14 protein-coding genes are annotated in these 14,961 nt (G+C 67.2%); 3 read left to right on the plus strand and 11 right to left on the minus strand.

The features are described 5' to 3' along the window. Positions 1 to 125 precede the first annotated feature (125 nt). On the plus strand, positions 126 to 2,912 hold the full coding sequence (locus QMX81_RS05705) for a bifunctional diguanylate cyclase/phosphodiesterase (protein ID WP_282259494.1): 2,787 nt from the start codon (positions 126 to 128) through the stop codon (positions 2,910 to 2,912). 396 nt (positions 2,913 to 3,308) lie between these two features. Here the strand turns inward: QMX81_RS05705 and QMX81_RS05710 are convergent, their stop codons facing one another. The 6 genes from QMX81_RS05710 to QMX81_RS05735 form a co-directional block, all read right to left on the minus strand. Continuing rightward, positions 3,309 to 3,605, minus strand: coding sequence for a hypothetical protein (locus QMX81_RS05710; RefSeq protein WP_282259496.1), 297 nt, complete (start codon positions 3,603 to 3,605; stop codon positions 3,309 to 3,311). A gap of 99 nt (positions 3,606 to 3,704) precedes the next feature. Beyond that, positions 3,705 to 4,895 (minus strand): methyl-accepting chemotaxis protein, encoded by a 1,191-nt coding sequence (locus QMX81_RS05715; protein WP_121036770.1) that lies wholly within the window; start codon positions 4,893 to 4,895, stop codon positions 3,705 to 3,707. Positions 4,896 to 5,051: 156 nt separating this feature from the next. Continuing rightward, the gene (gene hflD, locus QMX81_RS05720) at positions 5,052 to 5,666 is read right to left on the minus strand and encodes a high frequency lysogenization protein HflD (protein WP_152150794.1); all 615 of its coding nucleotides are present in this window, start codon (positions 5,664 to 5,666) and stop codon (positions 5,052 to 5,054) included. After that, positions 5,663 to 6,802, minus strand: coding sequence for a tRNA 2-thiouridine(34) synthase MnmA (gene mnmA, locus QMX81_RS05725; RefSeq protein ID WP_121036772.1), 1,140 nt, complete (start codon positions 6,800 to 6,802; stop codon positions 5,663 to 5,665). Before mnmA ends, hflD begins: the two co-directional genes overlap by 4 nt. Further along, positions 6,799 to 7,260, minus strand: a complete 462-nt coding sequence (locus tag QMX81_RS05730; protein WP_152150796.1) for an NUDIX hydrolase — start codon at positions 7,258 to 7,260, stop codon at positions 6,799 to 6,801. The genes mnmA and QMX81_RS05730 overlap by 4 nt, the downstream gene beginning before the upstream one ends. Before the next feature lies 1 nt (position 7,261). Then, on the minus strand, positions 7,262 to 7,726 hold the full coding sequence (locus QMX81_RS05735; RefSeq protein WP_121036774.1) for a YbjN domain-containing protein: 465 nt from the start codon (positions 7,724 to 7,726) through the stop codon (positions 7,262 to 7,264). A gap of 94 nt (positions 7,727 to 7,820) precedes the next feature. Here QMX81_RS05735 and clpS point away from each other — a divergent pair, with 94 nt between their 5' ends. Together clpS and clpA are read left to right on the plus strand one after the other, a co-directional pair. Continuing rightward, positions 7,821 to 8,153, plus strand: a complete 333-nt coding sequence (clpS, locus tag QMX81_RS05740; protein WP_121036775.1) for an ATP-dependent Clp protease adapter ClpS — start codon at positions 7,821 to 7,823, stop codon at positions 8,151 to 8,153. 375 nt (positions 8,154 to 8,528) lie between these two features. Beyond that, entirely contained in the window at positions 8,529 to 10,808 is a 2,280-nt protein-coding gene (gene clpA, locus QMX81_RS05745) for an ATP-dependent Clp protease ATP-binding subunit ClpA (RefSeq protein ID WP_282259506.1), read from the plus strand. An 82-nt stretch (positions 10,809 to 10,890) separates the two neighbouring features. Here clpA and QMX81_RS05750 read toward each other — a convergent pair whose 3' ends face one another. The 5 genes from QMX81_RS05750 to trxB all read right to left on the minus strand — a co-directional run bounded on the left by QMX81_RS05750 (position 10,891) and on the right by trxB (position 14,723). Next, on the minus strand, positions 10,891 to 11,253 hold the full coding sequence (locus tag QMX81_RS05750; protein ID WP_282259508.1) for a hypothetical protein: 363 nt from the start codon (positions 11,251 to 11,253) through the stop codon (positions 10,891 to 10,893). A 214-nt stretch (positions 11,254 to 11,467) separates the two neighbouring features. After that, a complete protein-coding gene (infA, locus tag QMX81_RS05755; protein WP_005409596.1) occupies positions 11,468 to 11,686 on the minus strand; it encodes a translation initiation factor IF-1 in 219 nt (72 codons plus the stop codon). Between the two features lie 86 nt (positions 11,687 to 11,772). Continuing rightward, positions 11,773 to 12,522 (minus strand): leucyl/phenylalanyl-tRNA--protein transferase, encoded by a 750-nt coding sequence (gene aat / locus QMX81_RS05760; protein WP_282259510.1) that lies wholly within the window; start codon positions 12,520 to 12,522, stop codon positions 11,773 to 11,775. Then, complete coding sequence (locus tag QMX81_RS05765) at positions 12,519 to 13,646, minus strand: GNAT family N-acetyltransferase (protein WP_282259512.1); 1,128 nt, start codon at positions 13,644 to 13,646, stop codon at positions 12,519 to 12,521. The genes aat and QMX81_RS05765 overlap by 4 nt, the downstream gene beginning before the upstream one ends. 114 nt (positions 13,647 to 13,760) lie before the next feature. Beyond that, positions 13,761 to 14,723: a thioredoxin-disulfide reductase gene (gene trxB, locus QMX81_RS05770; RefSeq protein WP_121036780.1), complete on the minus strand. Its 963-nt coding sequence runs from the start codon at positions 14,721 to 14,723 to the stop codon at positions 13,761 to 13,763. Positions 14,724 to 14,961: the final 238 nt, after the last annotated feature.

Here is a 14,961-nt window from a genome sequence, read left to right on the forward strand (position 1 = left end):
AGGCGAGTGTCATCTTACCTGCCCCGGGCGAGGATGCAGGACGCCAGGGAACTCAATAAACCGCAATCTCCGCCGTTAACGATTGCGTTCCCCGGTTGTCGGGTGCGTTATCGGAGTTACAGGGCGTGGACCAAGGGATTATCGCGAGTCTGCTGCAGCACCCATTGGCCTCGGCGCTGGTGATCCTCGACCGTGCCGGTCGCCCGATCGCTGCCAACCCGGCCGCGCGTGAGCATGGCCTGCCTGCAACGGTCGCCGCCTACGGGGAGGTGTTGGAAGACCTGCGCCTGCTCGCCGCAGATGGCGGGCTGGTGCCCTGCCAGCTTCCCGGCGGGCGCGGTGGGCGTTTCGATGGCTGGATGCGCGCCGTGCACGATCCGGATGGGCACCTGCTTGCCTTCACCCTGAGCGTGCCCGAGCCGGTCGCCGCCTACGCGGGCAGCCGCTGGGAAGTGGCCCTGGATCATGCCGGGCATGGGCTGTGGGATTGGGATCTGCCCAGTGACAGCGTGCGCCGCTCTCGGCGCTGGGACGGCCAGCCCATCGAGGAGTCACACAGTCACGCCGAAGGTGTCAGCGCGCTGCTGGAGAACGTCCACCCGGACGATCAGCCAGCGGTGCGCATGGCGATGGATGCCCACCTGCGCGGCGAGAGCGAGGCGTATACCACCCAGTTCCGTGCCCGCCACCCCAACGGGGAGTGGCGCTGGGTGCTGGATCGCGGCCGCGTGGTCACCCGCACGGCCGACGGCCAGCCGCTGCGCATGGTCGGCACCCATACCGACATCCAGGCCCAGAAGCAGATGGAAGCCCAGCTGCGCGAGCAGCAGGTGCACCTGCGCGAAGCCCAGCGGATCGCCAGCATGGGCAGTTGGTCGTGGGATCCGGAGGCGCGCCAGTTCTGGTGGTCGCCCGAGTTCCGGGCGCTGCTGGAGACCGGTGACGCACCGCTGCACGGCCGCCGCCACTGGCTGCGTCAGCTGGAGCCGCACTCCCGCGGCCGGCTGCGTGGCGCCTGGCGCCGGATGTGGCGCGATGGCGCGGCCACCACGCTGGAGCTGGAGCTGATCCGTGACAACGGCGGCGCGCTGCACCTGCGCGTGTGGATGCAGCCGTTGATCGGGCCGGACGGGCGGATCCAGCGCCTGCTCGGCCAGGTCCAGAACATCACCGAACAACACCAGACCGATGCGCTGATCCGTTGGCGCACCGAGCTGCTCAACCGCGTCTCCGCGCTGGGCCGCATCGGCGGCTGCGAGATCGAGGTGGGCACCCGCCACATGCAGTGGACCGAGGAGTGCTACCGCATCCACGGCCTGCGCAAGGAGCCGATCAGCCTGGACCAGGCACTGAGCCTGTACACCCAGGACTCGCGCGACGCCTTCGAGGCCGCGCTGCTGCGGATCGCAGAAGGCGGGCTGCCCGAGCAGCTGGATCTTTGTTTCTACCGGCAGTCCGGGCTGCGCATCTGGGTGCAGGTGCTGATCGAACTGGACCGCCGCGACGGCCTGCCGACCCGCTTCGTGGTGCTGTTCCGTGACATCACCCGCGAGCGCGAAGCCAACGAGCGCATCGAGCTGCTGGCGCATTACGACCTGCTCACCGGCCTGCCGAACCGGATGCTGCTGCGCGAGCAGACCGCCGACGCCATCGAGGTGGCGCGCGATCGTGGTAGCCCGCTGGCGATGCTGTTCATCGATCTGGATGGCTTCAAGACCATCAACGACACCTTCGGCCACGCCACCGGCGATGCGCTGCTCAAGGCGGCCGCCTCGCGCCTGCACCAGAGCCTGCGCAACAACGACCTGTTCGGCCGTTTCAGCGGCGACGAGTTCATCGTGGTGCTGCGCGACCTGGCCGCCCCGGAAGATGCCGGGCATGTGGCACGCAAGCTGATCGCCTCGCTGGCCGAACCACTGCACCGCGGCGAGAGCACGCTGAAGGTCGGCGCCAGCGTCGGCATCGCGATGCTCGACGACAGCCGCCAGGATTTCGAATCGCTGCTGCGCGCTGCCGATGCGGCGATGTACGCGGCCAAGGAAGCCGGGCGCAACACGTACCAGTATTACAGTCAGGACGCGCTGGCCAAGATCCAGCGCAAGCTGGAGATCGAGCACGCGCTGCTTGGCGCGATCGAACGCGAAGAGTTCACCCTGGCCTACCAGCCCCTGATGCATGCCGAGAACGACCAGCCCCCGGCGATCGAAGCGCTGCTGCGCTGGCATCGCCCCGGCATCGGCTACTGCAGCCCGGCCGAGTTCATCCCGATTGCCGAAAAGTGCGGCGAGATCGTCCGGATTGGTGACTGGGTGCTGGCCGAAGCCTGCCGCCAAGCCGCCGCGTGGGATGCTGCCGGCCTGCAGTTCGATCGCGTGGCGGTGAACGTTTCAGCCGTGCAGCTGCGCGACCGCGGTTTTGCCGAGCGCGTGATCGACATCTGCCACGCCCACGGCTGGCCGCCGCAGCGCCTCGAGCTGGAGCTGACCGAGTCCGCACTGATCCGTGACACCGAGGTGCTGCGTCATTGCTTCGATGTGCTGGAACGGCACGGCGTGCCGCTGGCCGTGGACGATTTCGGCACCGGTTTCTCGAACCTGCATTATCTCAACCGCTTCCCGGTCGGCCGCCTCAAGATCGACCGCAGCTTCGTGCAGGGCATGCTGCACGATGCCGGCACCGCCGAAGTAACCCAGGCGATCGTGCACCTGGGCCACGCGCTGGGCATGAAGGTCGTGGCCGAAGGTGTGGAGACCGAGCAGGAAGAGGCGATGCTGCGCCGCCAGGGCTGCGATGAGATCCAGGGTTACCTGTACTCGCGGCCGCTGGCGCCGCGTGATCTGGCGCAGTGGTTGAAGCTGGGCACCCAGACGCCGCCACGCGAGAGTTATGCGGCGGTGACGCAAAGCGTTTGAGGGCGGCCGACGTCGCCCTGTGCGGGGCTGCCCGCCTGACCTGACACGGTGCGTCAGGCGGGGGTGCCAACGGCGTCGCCAGCCTCACATCCATTGAACGCGGCAAAGCGGTGGAGCGCCCACCTGCAATCGACCCTCGCCGCGGCGGGCCTTGCAGTCGATCCTCGCCACCAGCGTGTCTCACAACGGGATGGGCAGGCAGCAATAGCCGAGCGTACGTTTACGTTCGGCTGTGCAGCATTCGATCCGGTAGTAGTCGCGCATCGGCAGGCTCACGCCAGGCAAGGCGGGAGGATATCCATGTTGAATGCCTTTCGCGGATCCGCGACGGAGCAATTGTGCGCCGGCAACTGCGTCGATACAGGCTGATCGGGGGGCGTGGCGGATGCCGCGCCTTCAGCGCGCAGCAGCACCAAGATCATCACCGCTCAAGCCCAGATCCCAGGCCAGGCCGGCGAGGGCAGGGTCGATGGCGGGTGGCAGTGCGGCAAGGGCGGGCGAGGGTCGCTTGGCCAGCTGCGCCAGCTCCTGCTGGGCAAGCTGCTCCAGCCGGGCGATCAGGGCGCGGCCCTGCAGTGGCGTTGCCGCAGTGGCAGGTTCGGCAGCGAGCGTGACGGCGTCACTGCCCGGCACCGCCGGCTCCAGCTCGGCGGGGACAACAGATGCAACGGACAGCATGGACGCGTTCAACATCAGGTAATCATCTGCAGCCAAGGCGGGTAGTACAAGCACAACGGCCCCGGGGTAAACCGGGGCCGCAGGGTGTGCCGGGAGGGGCACGGTACCGCTGGATCAGAACAGCTCGACCGCGCCGGCCGCCATGCTCTGCTGGGCAACGGCCTTGTGCGGCGGGCGCTCCCACTCGGTGCGCATGTCGCGCAGGCGGGTGCCGGTGCGCTGCAGGGCGGTCACGACTTCTTCGTCGAACACGCCGCCACTGCGGTGCAGCAGTTCCTGCAGGGCCACCGCTTCGCGGTTGATCGCGGTCAGGCGATCCAGGTGGGTGTGCACGCCGCCCAGGGCCTGGGTGGCAATGTCCTCGAACTGCAGGGCACGCACGGCTTCGGCGACGCTGCTGTCGATGGCGCGACCGCACTCGGAGATCTCGCGCATGCCGTCACCCAGCGATGCGTTGATCTGGGCCACGTTGTCCAGCATCTGCGCCGCTTCATGGCGCGCTTCGCGGGAGCGGTCCATATCGCGGGAGGCCATATGCGAGACGGTCTCGCGCACCTTGGCGATGGCGTCCTTGGAGCTGTGGGCCAGCTTGCGGATCTGCTCGTTGAAGGTGGTGGAGCGCTCGGACAGATTGCGGACTTCATCGGCGACCACCGCGAAACCGCGGCCGGCTTCACCGGCACGCGCGGCCTCGATGGCAGCGTTCAGGGCCAGCAGGTTGGTCTGGTCGGCGATCGACTTGACGTCTTCCAGCAGCGCGAAGATGCCATCCAGGTGCTGCGCCATCTGGTCGATGTGCTGCACGGTGGTGCTGCTCTGGCCGCTGACCTGCTCCAGCGCCTCGACCAGCTGCTCCATGCGGTGGCTGGCATGCTGGGCGAAACGGGCCACGTCGACGCCGGCGCCACCTTCGTCACCGGCGCGGTCGACGATGCGGGCCAGAGCCTGGCTCTGCTGGCGCGACTTGCGGTTCATGGCATCGAAGCTGCTGCCCAGGCCACCGACCGCATGACGGATCAGATCGCGGGCACGTTCGACTTCGCCACGCGAGCCCTCGATTTCGTTGCCGACAAACGAGCGCAGCTCGGTCAGCAACTGGTCCTGCTCGCGCAGGATGCGGGCCTGCTCAGGCGAACGCTGGGTCTGGGCGCGGGCGCTCCACCAGGCAAACCCGAGCCAGCTGAGCGTCATCGTGCTCAGGATCGCCCAACGCAGGGCGGCGGGCCACTCGAAGCCGATGGCAAAGGGAAGCAGAAGGGTCAGGACCAGGGGGGCGGCCAGACGAATGAAGAGGCGTGAGTACATGGACGTTCTCGGGGAGGTGCACGGATGCTGTATCGGCCGTACCCCGGTTTGCTTTAGCCGTCCTCATGATTTTTCCGCCCGTCGATACGCACTTGCCTCGATCCAAGGGGCACAACGCTGGGCCGCCGATCCCGTCGGCGGCCCCTCCACGGCGGCTCAGCGGAGCTGGCGCGCGACCGCTTCGAGCATTGTTTTGCGGGAGAACAGGAAATCCCAGTACTGGCCGCCGGTCTGGCGCCACAGCACCGCCGAGCGGACCGCCGCCAGCAGCAGGGCGCGGATCTCGGCGACCACGCCGGCCTGGCCGAGGTAGTGCGGATTGCCCTGGACCATCACGCGCGGCTTGAGGTTGCTGATGGTGTCTGCGTACAGGCCGCCCAGCGCGGCGAGCACATCCGGGTGGGCGCTGTCGCCGAGTTCGCTGGCCTGGGCCTGGGCGCGCTCGATGCCGGTGCTGACCTTGGCCACGATCTCGTTCTCACGCACGAACCGGCGCTCCAGCTGCAGCACGGACAAGGCCAGGCGAGGCAGGTGCTCGTCCTGCCCCTGGCTGCTCAGGTAGTTGTGCAGCAGGCGCAGCCCGGGGGCGACATTGCTGGCACTGCCGTAGATCTCCTGCGGGCTGGCCGCGTCAATGCGGAACACGCTCTCCACCGCGGTGCGGACCACGGCGGCTTCGGAGTGGCCGGTTTCGGCGATGCGGCGGACCTGCTGCAGGGCCTGGGCGATGCCGGCCAGAGCAAGAACGCGGTCGTCGACGGAAAAACTCATGCAGCAGATACCTCGAAAGGAGAAGGGGTGGCGCGAAGGCGCTGTTCCAGGGGGGCATCGGTGGCGGCGATGACGGCGCCGCCGAGGCAGACCTCATCGTCATACAACACCAACGATTGACCGGGGGTGACGGCACGCTGCGGGCGGGCGAAGCGCACCTCCAGGGTGCCATCGTCGCGCACCGTGACGGTGCACGGCTCGTCGGGCTGACGGTAGCGGGTCTGGGCGGTGCACTCGAACCGGCGCGCGGGCGGGGCGCCGGCGATCCAGTGGGCGGCCTCGGAGTGCAGCCGGGTGGACTGCAGCCACGGGCTCTCGCGGTCCTGGTCCACGTAGAGCACGTTGCTGGCGACATCCTTGCCGACCACGTACCACGGCGCCGCCGGCCGGCCTCGCACGCCGCCGATGTTCAGGCCCTCGCGCTGGCCGAGCGTGAAATAGAACACGCCGGGATGTTCGGCGATCAGGGCGCCATCCGGATCGCGGATCTCGCCCGTTTTCGCCGGCAGATAGCGGCCGAGGAACTCGCGGAAGTCGCGTTCGCCGATGAAGCAGATCCCGGTGGAATCCTTCTTGGCGTGGGTCGGCAGGCGCGCGTCGCGGGCGATCCGGCGCAGGTCGTTCTTCTGCAGATCGCCGATCGGGAACAGCGTGGCGGCCAGCTGTTGCTGGCCCAGCTGGTGCAGGAAGTAGCTCTGATCCTTGCTGCGGTCGGCACCGCGCAGCAGTGCCCAGCGGCCGCCGGCCTGCGCGATGCGGGCGTAATGCCCGGTCGCGATGCGCTCGGCGCCGAGCTCACGCGCGGCATCGAGGAAATGCTTGAACTTCACTTCGCGGTTGCACAGCACGTCCGGATTGGGCGTGCGGCCGGCGGCGTACTCGGCCAGGAAGTGCTCGAACACCCCTTGCCAGTACTCGCTGGAGAAATCGCGGAAGTGGAACGGGATGCCGAGCAGGCCGCAGACGGCCACGGCATCGCGGCGGTCATCTTCGGCGCGGCAATCGCCGCTGCCGTCATCGGCCCAGTTCTGCATGAACAGCCCGGCTACGGGCTCGCCCTGCTGGACCAGCCGCCAGGCCGCGACGGAGGAGTCCACGCCGCCGGAGACGCCCACCATGATGCGCGGGGTGCTCATGCAGCCTCCTTGACGATGCAGAGCGGGTGGCGCTGGCCTGCCAGGTAATCGGCGACCACCTGCCAGACCAGCGGGCTGCGCAGGCGGCCGGGATCGGCCTTCAGCTCGGCCGGGGTCAGCCAGAGCGCGCGCAGGATGCCGTCGTCCAGCGGCCGGCCGGGATCGTGCGACACCGGTTCGGCCGCGTAGGCAAAGCGCAGGAACGGCGTGCCATCCGGGGCGGTCCACTGGTAGGTACCGATGAAGGCGCTCAGGCGCACCGTCCAGCCGGTCTCTTCCAGCGTTTCGCGTACGGCGGCGGCCGCCAGCGATTCGTCCGGCTCCAGGTGCCCAGCGGGCTGGTTCAGCACCTGGCGCCCGTCGATCGCCTCCTCGACCAGCAACAGACGCCCATCACGCACCACCACGGTGGCCACGGTGACATGGGGCGTCCAGCGCGGTTCCTGCACGGCATTCACCTCAGTATTCGTCCTGCTCGGTCAGTTCGAGCTCCATCGCATCGGCGGTGCGGACGGCCGCATCGATGGCGTCGCTGAGCTGTTCCGGGGTGGCGGTGGCATCGACCTTGACCACGAACATCGCCAGCTGGTCCTGCTTCACCCACGCACCCATCTTGGCATCCTGCGAGTCTTCGAGCAGGCGGTTGGCGACGGCGGCGGGGAACTGCTTGCCCGGCGAATTGTAGGCCGGCGACCAGATCTCACGGATCTTGTGCTTGCCGAATTCCTCGACGGTGGAGCGCACGAAGGCCAGCTGGCTGCGGCCATCATCCATGTCGAAGACCATCTTGTAGTCGCCGTCTTCGTCCACCTCGTAGGTGTACTTCAGCGTGTCCAGGGCACGCCCGACCGCCTTGTCCGGCTCGGCCGCATGGGCGCCGGTGGCAGTCACGGCCAGCAGCAGTGCGGCAGCAATCCTTTTCATGAAATCCCTGTGAAGGTCTGGTTGGAGAGTGCAGATTGTGAAGGGCGGCAGGGGGCAACGTCCAATCCGGGGGCTGGAGCCCTATAATGTGGGGATGCCCCGCGAGACTTCCCACGAAACTCATCACGACCATGGCGTGCTGCTTGAGCCTGCACGCCCTGAGGTCGCGCCGCCGCCGATGTACCAGGTGATGCTGTTGAACGACGACTACACCCCGATGGATTTCGTGGTGACGGTCCTGCAGCATTTCTTCTCGATGGATCTGGACCAGGCCACCCAGGTGATGCTCCACGTGCATACCCGCGGCCGCGGCGTGTGCGGGGTGTTCACCCGCGAGGTCGCCGAATCCAAGGTGGCCCAGGTCAACGAGTTCTCGCGCATGAACCAGCATCCGCTGCTGTGCACGATGGAAAAGGCCAGCGGCTGACGTTCTGGCGGGCCTGCACTGCGTGTGCCCGCGATCCGCACTGTTCCACCCACAATGACATCCGGCCCGCAGCGGCCGGCGTGGCCCTGCGCCGGGCCTGTTGCCAAGCCCGTCCTGGCGGTCCAACCATGGCACGCGCGCCACGCCCTTCTCCGCGCCACCGGCTGTCGCTGCACCACCCTTGGCTGGCCGTGACATCGCCATCACGGTGAAGCTGCCATTTCGTGGCCGGAAGTTCGTGCATGATGGAGGCTCGTCGAATGGACGGGCGCGATCAGGCAAGTGCTAACGCCGTCTGAACGCACTGATCCGCTAGGGTGATGGAAATCGTGAAGGTTGGCCGCATATTGTTCCTAACTGCCGCCGGAGTTAATCATGTTCAGTAAAGACCTCGAACACACCATCGGACAGTGCTACAAGCGCGCCCGTGAGGCCCGGCATGAATTCATGACGGTGGAACACCTGCTGTTGGCACTGCTCGACAACCCGTCCGCCCAGGCCGTCCTCAAGGCCTGCGGCGCGGATGCCGACCGCCTGCGCCAGGAACTGGAACAGGCCATCGAGGCTTCGGTCTCGCGCCTGGCCGAAGATGATGGGCGCGATACCCAGCCGACGCTGGGCTTCCAGCGCGTGCTGCAGCGCGCGGTGTACCACGTGCAGTCCTCGGGCAAGAAGGAAGTCACCGGCGCCAACGTACTGGTGGCGATCTTCGGCGAGAAGGACTCGCATGCCGTGTACTACCTCAACCAGCAGGACGTCACCCGGCTGGATATCGTCAATTACCTTTCCCACGGCATCGCCAAGCTGGGCGAGGAGGGCGAAGTGCCTCCTGCCGCCGATGGCGAGGGCCGTGCCGAGGGTGCCGAGGGCGAAGGCAAGGGCGATGCCCTGGCCGAGTTCGCCAGCAACCTCAATGAGCAGGCCCGCAACGGCAAGATCGACCCGCTGGTCGGCCGTGCCGATGAAATCGAGCGCACCATCCAGGTCCTGTGCCGTCGCCGCAAGAACAACCCGCTGTACGTGGGCGAGGCCGGCGTGGGCAAGACGGCGATCGCCGAAGGCCTGGCCAAGCGCATCGTGGAAGGCTCCGTGCCGGACGTGCTCGCCGATGCGGTGATCTATTCGCTGGACCTGGGCGCCCTGGTGGCCGGGACCAAGTACCGCGGTGATTTCGAGAAGCGCCTGAAGGGCGTGCTGACCGCGATGAAGAAGCTGCCCAACGCGGTGCTGTTCATCGATGAGATCCACACCATCATCGGCGCCGGGTCCGCCTCGGGCGGCACCATGGATGCCTCCAACCTGATCAAACCGGCCCTGGCCTCGGGCGAGCTGCGCTGCATCGGCTCGACCACCTTCCAGGAATACCGCGGGATCTTCGAGAAGGATCGGGCCCTGGCCCGCCGCTTCCAGAAGATCGACATCGTCGAGCCGACCGTGGGCGAAACCTACGAGATCCTGCAGGGCCTCAAGCCCAAGTACGAAGCGCACCACGGCGTGACCTACGCCGATGACGCGCTGCAGGCCGCGGTGGATCTGTCGGTCAAGCACATCAACGACCGCCTGCTGCCGGACAAGGCGATCGATGTGATCGACGAAGCCGGTGCCCGCCAGCGCCTGCTGCCGGACGGTGAGCGCAAGGAACTGATCGACATCGAGGAGATCGAGACCATCGTCGCCAAGATGGCCCGCATCCCGGCCAAGCAGGTCAGCGCGACCGACAAGGACGTGCTCCAGCATCTGGAGCGCAACCTGAAGATGGTGATCTTCGGCCAGGACCCGGCCATCGAGACGCTGTCCTCGGCGATCAAGCTGGCCCGCTCGGGCCTGGCCAATCCGGAAAAGCCGATCGGCAACTTCCTGTTCTCCGGCCCGACCGGCGTGGGCAAGACCGAGGTGACCAAGCAGCTTGCGCTGCAGCTGGGCATCGAGCTGGTCCGCTTCGACATGAGCGAATACATGGAGTCGCACTCGATCAGCCGCCTGATCGGTGCTCCCCCGGGCTACGTCGGGTTCGACCAGGGGGGTCTGCTGACCGAGAAGATCGTCAAGACCCCGCATTGCGTGCTGCTGCTGGACGAGGTGGAAAAAGCCCACCCGGACATCTTCAACATCCTGCTGCAGGTCATGGACCGAGGCGTGCTGACCGACACCAATGGCCGTGAGGCGAACTTCAAGAACGTGGTGCTGGTGATGACCACCAATGCCGGCGCGGCCCAGGCCTCGCGGCGTTCGATCGGCTTCACCCGCCAGGACCATGCCACCGACGCGATGGAAGTCATCCGCAAGAGCTTCACGCCGGAGTTCCGCAACCGCCTGGATGCGATCGTGCAGTTCCAGGCGCTGGGCTTCGAGCACATCCTGCGCGTGGTGGACAAGTTCCTGATCGAGCTGGAAATGCTGCTGCAGGAAAAGCACGTCAGCCTGTCGGCCACCCCGACCGCGCGCGACTGGCTGGCCCACCATGGCTTCGACCCGCTGATGGGTGCCCGCCCGATGGCGCGCGTGATCCAGGACAAGATCAAGCGTCCGCTGGCCGACGAGCTGCTGTTCGGCAAGCTGGTCAACGGTGGCAAGGTCAGCATCGACGTCCGCGACGACCAGCTGTTTGTCGAGACCGAGGCCGAACCGGAGCGTCTGTTGCCGGCCACGGTGTAATCGGGCGGCAGGTGCTGTCGAGATGAATACAAAAGCCCCCGAAAGGGGGCTTTTGTTTACGCGGGCGTGGGTGCGTGGCCGATCACTGGCGCGCGCGTGCCTTACGTGTGAATTCTTCGGCGGTGATCGGATCAACGGCACTGATCGCGCAGCTCTGTGCATTGGTACGCAGGTTGCTGGCCCCTGCGCCGCAGAGTTGGCCCTCCCGGCCAGGCGTGACGAAGGCGAGTTTCGGCGACATCGCGGCGCTGCTGCAGGAGCGTTCGAAGCGCACCAGGTAGTGCTGGGCGCCATTGCGCAGCAGCACATCGCGGTCAGCCCTGTTGCGTACCAGCTGTTGATCGGCAGAGAGCGTGATGCAGTCGCCGGGGACGGTGGGTTCGGCGGCCTGGGCCGACGCGGCGGCCAGACAGGTGATCAGGAGCAGGGGAGACAGGTACTTCATGGCGGGGCCATCGGGTCGTGATCCGGATTGGATCGACCGCCAGCGTGGCTGCTTGCAGGCCGGAGCGAATCTGCATCAAGGCATCCTGACCGACGTCAGGGTGCACTGGGTCAGGGTGCCGCTTGGCAGGGTAAGGCCGCTGCCGGCTGAATGCCGCCCACGCGAAAAGGCCAGCACCTGGCTGGCCTTCTGGCGGGAACAACCCCCGGACCGCTTATTTCATGCGGTAGGTGATGCGACCCTTGGTCAGGTCGTACGGGGTCATTTCGACCTTGACGCGGTCGCCCGTCAGGATGCGGATGTAGTTCTTGCGCATGCGGCCGGAGATGTGGGCGATGATTTCATGCCCATTTTCCAGTCGTACGCGGAAAGTGGTGTTCGGCAGCGTCTCGCTGACGGTGCCTTCGAACTCGATGGAGTCGTCTTTCGACATGTAGTCCTGTGCAGTTCTGTAACCGGCCGAGCTGGCCTGAAGAGCGGGCATTTTACGCGCGTCGGGCGTTTGATGCAAAGTTTTGGTTAAGGCCGGTCCGGATCAGCGATGTCGGCGGCGGCCAGCGTGCCGAACATATCCCCCCAATCGCCTGCGGCGGCTGGCTGTAGGGCCTGTTCACGGACCAGCGCGAGAAAGCGCTGCCGGGGCCAGTGCTCAGCGCCCATGCGCAGCAGATGGTCATTTTCGACCTGCGCATCGATCAGCGGCCACCCCCAGCTGGCCAGCCGATGGGCCAGCCCGGCCAGGGCGACCTTGGAGCCGCCCGATGCCGCACTGAACATGCTTTCCCCGAAAAACATCCGCCCGATCGCCACCCCGTAGATGCCGCCGACCAAGGCATCGCCATCGAATACCTCCACCGAGTGAGCGAAGCCGAGCCGGTGCAGCTCGACATACGCATCGCGCATGTCGCGCGTGATCCAGGTGCCGTCCTGGCCAGGGCGCGGGCTGGCCGCGCAGGCATCGATCACCCGCTCAAAACACGTATCGGCGCGTAGCGTCCAGCGGCTCTGCCGGAGCGAGCGGCGAAAGCGGCTGGACAGGTGCACGCCGTCGGTGCGGAACACCATGCGCGGGTCCGGCGACCACCACAGCAGCGGCTGGCCTTCGGAGAACCACGGAAAGATGCCGCCGGCATAGGCATTGAGCAGCCGCACCGGCGAGAGGTCGCCGCCGAGGGCGAGCAGGCCGTCGGGATCGCGCAGGGCGGTCTCGGCGGGCGGGAAGGGGGCGTCCGGCGCGTCGTCCAGGCGCCAGGGAAGCCGGCGGGTCATGCCGGGTCGGCCTTGAACGGACTGTGCGAGGCCAGTACACGTGCGTAGTGGGCGACCTCGGCACGTTCCTGTGCGCACCACGCGATCAGTGCCTCGGCGAAGGCCGGCTCGGCTATCCAGTGCCGGCTGCGCACCCGGTGCGGCAGGAAGCCGCGCGCCAGCTTGTGCTCACCCTGGGCGCCGGGCTCGAAGCGGGCCAGTCCTTCGCGCAGGCAGTAGGCGATCCCCTGGTAATAGCAGGTCTCGAAATGCAGGCCGGGCAGGGTGGCACCGCCCCAGTACCGCCCATAGAGCGTGTCCGCACCGCGCAGGCACAGCGCGCCGGCGACCGGCTCGCCATCGAGCACCGCCAGGAAGACCACCAGCGCGCGCGGCATCGTGCGGGCGAGATGCTGCAGGAACGGGAGCGTGAGCGCGGGCGAGTTGCCGTACTCGGCGAAGGTCTGCAGGTAGAAGCCATGCATGGCGCGCAGGTCGGCCTCGGTCGCCTCATCGCCATGCACGATGCGATACGTGACGCCGCTGCGCCCGAGCTTGGCGCGTTCCTGGCGGATGTTCTTGCGGTGCTTGTGGTCCATCGCGCCGAGGAAGTCGTCGAAGGTCTCCCAGCTTCCGGGGTTGTGCCACTGGAACTGGATGTCCTCGCGCAGCAGCCAGTCCGGGCTGAAGGCCGGGTCTTCATCGGCGGGGTGGAAGTTGATGTGGGCCGAGGACCAGCCCAGGCGTGCCACTTCGCCCGCCAGCGTTGCCAGCAGCGCGCCACGATCCTCCGTGGTGCCGGCAAGTAAACGCGGGCCGGTGACCGGCGAATACGGCACCGCGCCCAGCCACTTGGGGAAGTAGTCCAGCCCGTGCTGGGCGTACGCGTGGGCCCAGGCGTGATCGAACACGAACTCGCCGTGGGAGTTGTCCTTGAGGTAGCCGGGGATCGCCGCGACCAGGGTGTCCCCGTCCCACAGGGTGAAGTGGCGCGGCCGCCAGCCCCACTCCGGGCGCAGGCAACCGTGTTCTTCCAGACCAGCCAGGAAGGCATGCGACAGGAACGGGTTGCGGCCGTCGTGCAGGGCGTCCCAGGCAGCGGCGGGGACATCGGACAGGCGATGCAGGAAACGTGGATCGGGCATGGGCAGAGGATAGAGCAGGCGGGACGGGCGCAGGGCGTGCGGAACGTACCGGTCAGTAAAAAGGCCGGTGAATGATTCACCGGCCTTCGTGTGCTGCGCGATACGGGCGGCAGATCAGCTCGCCTGACCCTTCGCATCCAGATAACGCTCGGCATCCAGCGCGGCCATGCAGCCGAAGCCGGCCGAGGTGATCGCCTGGCGGTAGTGCTGGTCGGCCACGTCGCCGGCGGCGAACACGCCCTCCACCGACGTCTGGGTGGCGTTGCCGCCCAGGCCCGAGCGGATGTCCAGGTAGCCGTTGTTCATGGTCAGCTGGCCATCGAACAGGCTGGTGTTGGGGTGGTGGCCGATCGCCACGAAGAAGCCATGGGCCTCGATGTCACGGGTGCTGCCGTCCAGCGTGGACTTGACGCGCACACCGGTCACGCCGGCCTCGTTGCCCAGTACTTCGTCCACCTGGTGGTGCCACACGGTCTCGATCTTGCCGGCGGCGACCTTGGCGAACAGCTTGTCCTGCATGATCTTTTCCGCCTTGAGGGTGTCGCGGCGGTGGACCAGGTAGACCTTGCGGGCGATGTTGGACAGGTACAGGGCCTCTTCCACGGCGGTGTTGCCGCCGCCGACCACGACCACGTCCTGGTCACGGTAGAAGAAGCCATCGCAGGTGGCGCAGGCCGACACGCCGCGGCCCTTGAAGGCCTCTTCGCTGGGGATGCCCAGGTACTTGGCGGTGGCGCCGGTGGCGATGATCAGGGCATCGCAGGTGTACTCGGCGCTGTCACCGATCAGCTTGAACGGGCGCTGGGAGACATCGGCGGTGTGGATGTGATCGAAGATGACCTCGGTCTCGAAGCGCTCGGCGTGCGCCTGCATGCGCGTCATCAGGTCCGGGCCCATCAGGCCGTGCGCATCTCCAGGCCAGTTGTCCACCTCGGTGGTGGTCATCAGCTGGCCGCCCTGCTGCAGGCCGGTGATCACGACGGGCTTGAGGTTGGCGCGCGCGGCGTAGACGGCGGCGGTCCAGCCGGCCGGGCCGGAACCAAGGATCAACAGGCGGGAGTGCTTGGAGTTGCTCATGTAAGCTCGCAATAGAAGGTAGGGCGGGACGCTGGCAGGGTGATTGCGCGGCGTCCGAGCGAAGTCATAGAGTGGCGGCAGGGGCGGGGCGATTCAAGGCGCGCAGTGGAACGCGGCGACCCGCAAAGCACGACGCCCATCCCGGTGCCGGAGTGTTGACGCTGACCGTGCCGGCCCGCGGCCCGCACCGACCGGGGTGGGGGGCCGTCGTTTATTTTTAAGCCCCAAACAGGCATTC

Origin of the sequence: Stenotrophomonas sp. PS02301, from assembly GCF_029959485.1 — a bacterium.
GTDB lineage: Bacteria > Pseudomonadota > Gammaproteobacteria > Xanthomonadales > Xanthomonadaceae > Stenotrophomonas > Stenotrophomonas maltophilia_Z.

Coding starts and splice junctions, on each gene's coding strand:
- QMX81_RS05710 (WP_282259496.1), bottom strand. CDS start 3,605: ATGTTGAACGCGTCCATGCTGTCCGTTGCATCTGTTGTCCCCGCCGAG.
- QMX81_RS05715 (WP_121036770.1), bottom strand. CDS start 4,895: ATGTACTCACGCCTCTTCATTCGTCTGGCCGCCCCCCTGGTCCTGACC.
- hflD (WP_152150794.1), bottom strand. CDS start 5,666: ATGAGTTTTTCCGTCGACGACCGCGTTCTTGCTCTGGCCGGCATCGCC.
- mnmA (WP_121036772.1), bottom strand. CDS start 6,802: ATGAGCACCCCGCGCATCATGGTGGGCGTCTCCGGCGGCGTGGACTCC.
- QMX81_RS05735 (WP_121036774.1), bottom strand. CDS start 7,726: ATGAAAAGGATTGCTGCCGCACTGCTGCTGGCCGTGACTGCCACCGGC.
- clpS (WP_121036775.1), top strand. CDS start 7,821: ATGCCCCGCGAGACTTCCCACGAAACTCATCACGACCATGGCGTGCTG.
- clpA (WP_282259506.1), top strand. CDS start 8,529: ATGTTCAGTAAAGACCTCGAACACACCATCGGACAGTGCTACAAGCGC.
- QMX81_RS05750 (WP_282259508.1), bottom strand. CDS start 11,253: ATGAAGTACCTGTCTCCCCTGCTCCTGATCACCTGTCTGGCCGCCGCG.
- infA (WP_005409596.1), bottom strand. CDS start 11,686: ATGTCGAAAGACGACTCCATCGAGTTCGAAGGCACCGTCAGCGAGACG.
- aat (WP_282259510.1), bottom strand. CDS start 12,522: ATGACCCGCCGGCTTCCCTGGCGCCTGGACGACGCGCCGGACGCCCCC.
- QMX81_RS05765 (WP_282259512.1), bottom strand. CDS start 13,646: ATGCCCGATCCACGTTTCCTGCATCGCCTGTCCGATGTCCCCGCCGCT.
- trxB (WP_121036780.1), bottom strand. CDS start 14,723: ATGAGCAACTCCAAGCACTCCCGCCTGTTGATCCTTGGTTCCGGCCCG.